Genomic DNA, 2,562 nt, shown 5'->3' with positions numbered 1-2,562 from the left:
GAAGGGTGGGACGGGGTCCGCAGGGCAGGGGCCCGAGCTGGCGCCGAACCCGCACGGGGCCACGCTCGGAGGGTCGGGTGGGGTCGGGGGGGTCGGGGCCGGAGGGGTGGGGTTGCGAAATGCTGCCGAGCTATGTGTGAGCCTCTGGGGGCACCCCCGGCCGAAGGCTGGGGGACCGTAAACAGTCGATTCCGAAGCCCCGCACCGCAGGACCCGGCCCCCGACCCGGCCCGTGAACTACCGCCCCGCCAAGAACCCCGTCGTCTCGTACGCCGCCGCCGACGACTCCGGCCGCACCCAATACCGCACGTCCCGCGACCGCTCCAGCCGCTCGAACCACAGCGACTTCACCCAGAGTCCCGCCCCGGCCCCCGCCAGCAGCATTCCCCCCGCGGAAGAAGCGACCAGCGTGGACGCCGCGGCAAGAGCGAACGCCGCGAGCAGCCACCACCGGTGGCCGCGGACCCAGATCCGCGCCGTCACCCGGCGGTCCTGCAGGAAGACGGACTTGCCGGCGCGCGTGGCGTCCGCGCCCAGCGCGACGTAGCGCCCGCGCCGTACCGCGAAAGCGAGGACCGCCGCGACGATGAAGAGGGCGGCGCCGCCGAGTATCCCGATCCGGCGGCCGGTCAGGCCGGGGACGAACACGCCTCCCACGGCGGCCAGCGCACCCAGCCAAAACAGCCAGCGCGCAGCGGCCCGCACCAGCACCCCCACCCGAGCCAGCGTGTAAGCCCCGCGTGCCACGACCGTCCTCCTCCGATGCACCGTGTCCAGTTGCACGGGAGGGTAGTCAGCGATCCTCAGAATTTCATGAGGAATGCGGTCGGAGGAACAACGGGACGGTTCGGTCCCGGTTCAGTCGGTGAACAGCCCCCGCGCCGCCGCCCGCGCGTCGAACTCCTCCAGGCTCGCCTGGGCGTCCGGCAGGTGGTCGCACATCGACTCCAGCAGGACGCGTCCGAGCAGCATCGGGGCGCACGCCGTGTCGAAGGCGAGCCCGGTACCCACCGCGGCAGGCAGCAGCAGGTCGGAGCAGGCGGCGACCGGGGCGAAGGCGCTGTCGGCGACCGTGACGACCGTCAGACCGGCGTGGCGCGCGTACGTCAGGGCCTCGACGACCTCGCGGGGATGCCGTGGCAGCGCGAAGCAGAGCAGCGCGCTCGCGCCCGCCCGTACCGCGCCGTCGACGCGGTCGGCGAACATCGTGCCGCCCTCGTCGAGCAGCCGGACGTCGGGGTGGACCTTCGCGGCGAAGTACGCGAAGCCGCGCGCCTGCGCGCCCGCCGCGCGCAGGCCGAGGACGGGCAGCGGCCGGGACGCGGCGAGCACCGCGCCGGCGCGGGCGACGGGCGCGGGGTCGGCGAGGAGGGCGGCGAGGTGCCGGAGGTTCTCGATCTCGGCGTGCACGGCCTGCTGGTACTCGTTGTACGGGGCGGCCTCGGGGCCGGGCCGTACCGGCGCGACCTCGCGCAGGTGGCGGCGGAGCGCCGGGTAGCCGTCGAAGCCGAGCGCGACGGCGAAGCGGGTGACGGACGGCTGGCTGACGCCGGCGAGCTCGGCGACCTCGACGCTGGACAGGAACGGCGCGTCGGCCGACCGGCGCACCAGGCAGTGGGCGATCCGGCGCTGCGTCGGGGTCAGCCGGTGCGACTCGAACAGCTTCAGCAGCCGCGCCGAAGCGCCCTCGGCCGCACCCTCACCGGCACCTGCTCCCAGGCCCGCACCCGGAACCGCGCCCAGGCCCGCACCGACGCCGGCGCCCGCCTCCTCGGCGTCGCCCCCGTCCTCCGTCGTACCCATCAACGTCCTCCTGGCCTATTCAGTCGTCGTTGACTCTGCATGAATCCATGCAGCATTGGCAAGGAGTGTCCACCGGACGCACCGGAACCGGCCGCCTGCGCGGCCACGCATGGCGCCTACACCGGAGGCAGCCGCCCCTTCTGCGGCTTGCCCATCGCGTTCCGCGGCAGCTCGTCCAGGAACCGGACCTTGCGCGGCCGCTTGTGCACCGACAGATGCCCGGCGACGAAGTCCATCAGTTCGGCCTCGGTCACCCCGTCCGCGACGACGAAGGCGACGATCTCCTGGCCCAGGTCCTCGTGCGGTGCGCCCACCACCGCCGCCTCCCGGACCGCGGGGTGGTCGAGCAGCGCGTTCTCCACCTCGCCCGCGCCGATGCGGTAGCCGCCGGACTTGATGAGGTCGGTCGAGGCGCGGCCGACGATCCGGTGCATGCCGTCCGGCTCCGCCATCGCCATGTCACCGGTGCGGAACCAGCCGTCGGCGGTGTACGAGGCGGCGGTGGCCTCCGTACGGCCGAGGTAGCCGTCGAAGAGCGTGCCGGAACGGATCTGCAGCTCGCCGACCGTGGACCCGTCGTACGGGACGGGCCCGCCGTCCTCGTCCACCAGCCGGGTCTCCACTCCCGGCAGCGGCAGCCCGACCGAGCCGGGGCGGCGTTCACCGGCCGCCCGCGTGCTGATCGTGATCAGCGTCTCCGTCATCCCGTACCGCTCCACGGGACGCTGCCCGGTGAGCGTCTCCAGGTCCCGGAAGACG

At 73.8% G+C, this 2,562-nt stretch carries 3 protein-coding genes; all 3 read right to left on the bottom strand.

The window, feature by feature from the left end:
• Positions 1 to 237: 237 nt before the first annotated feature.
• Positions 238 to 747, bottom strand: coding sequence for a hypothetical protein (locus O3W51_RS05765; protein ID WP_138356110.1), 510 nt, complete (start codon positions 745 to 747; stop codon positions 238 to 240).
• A gap of 111 nt (positions 748 to 858) precedes the next feature.
• Positions 859 to 1,803 carry a MurR/RpiR family transcriptional regulator gene (locus tag O3W51_RS05760; protein WP_138356109.1) on the bottom strand — a complete coding sequence of 315 codons (945 nt, stop codon included), beginning with the start codon at positions 1,801 to 1,803 and terminating at the stop codon, positions 859 to 861.
• 116 nt (positions 1,804 to 1,919) lie between these two features.
• Positions 1,920 to 2,562, bottom strand: a 643-nt coding sequence (locus tag O3W51_RS05755; protein ID WP_269284251.1) for an AMP-binding enzyme, incomplete at its 5' end; no start/stop codon positions are given.

Source organism: Streptomyces sp. H39-C1, assembly GCF_027158125.1.
Classification (GTDB): domain Bacteria; phylum Actinomycetota; class Actinomycetes; order Streptomycetales; family Streptomycetaceae; genus Actinacidiphila; species Actinacidiphila fildesensis.
Note: the sequence above shows the minus strand (reverse complement) of the source record. Positions and strands in the feature narration are given on the sequence as shown.